1 protein-coding gene is annotated in these 713 nt (G+C 54.7%); it reads right to left on the reverse strand.

Annotated elements, in window-relative coordinates:
* Positions 1-133: 133 nt before the first annotated feature.
* Positions 134-562 (reverse strand): IS200/IS605 family transposase, encoded by a 429-nt coding sequence (gene tnpA / locus DID96_RS37895; RefSeq protein WP_124604420.1) that lies wholly within the window; start codon positions 560-562, stop codon positions 134-136.
* Positions 563-713: the final 151 nt, after the last annotated feature.

The raw sequence follows: 713 nt of genomic DNA on the forward strand, positions 1-713 counted from the left end.
CAGTGCCCACAGTTCGTCATCAACAATCGGCGCGCCCATCCTTGGTTCCAGTTGCTCAGATGGCCAAGGTTAACAGCTTGCCGAAAAGGTTAACAGCCCCCAACGGGGTCTTTTTGATTCCATCTCTTAGGCCTTAGTGCGGCGATTGCTGGTCCTCAATGTACTTCCTCAAAATCTCGATTGGCGCGCCTCCGCACGACGCGGCGAAGTACGACGGCGACCATAGCACGCCACGGCACTTGAGCCACGGGTGGAAATCGCCGAACTGCTGCCCCAACATCCGGCTCGATACGCCCTTGAGCGACGCGACAAGCGTTGATACCGCGACCTTCGGTGGGTAGTTAACATGCAAATGTACATGGTCGTGCTCGCCATTGAACTCCACGCGTTCGGCTTCGAAGTCTCGGCACACGTTGGCAGGAACTAATTGCATCGCTTCCAGGTGCGCTTTCTTGAACACGTTGCGCCGGTACTTCGTAACGAATATCAGGTGGACGTGCATGGCGAAGACGCAACGCCTTCCGTGCCTCAATTCGCTATCAATCTTGCGTGGCCTCCCCATTTTCCCTCTTGAGAGAGTTTCGACGACCCAATATAGTTCGAGATATGGAAACCGTTAAGACCCTCAAGTTTCGAATCAGAGACAAGCACGCGAAAGCAATGCTTGCGATGGCGCGCGACGTGAATCAGGTCTGGAACTTCTGCAACGAGAC

The sequence above is a fragment of the Burkholderia sp. Bp8963 genome (assembly GCF_003854275.1).
Lineage (GTDB): Bacteria > Pseudomonadota > Gammaproteobacteria > Burkholderiales > Burkholderiaceae > Burkholderia.

Bases quoted from the DNA above. Each gene is read 5' to 3' on its own strand.
- tnpA (WP_124604420.1), bottom strand. From the start codon at position 562: ATGGGGAGGCCACGCAAGATTGATAGCGAATTGAGGCACGGAAGGCGT.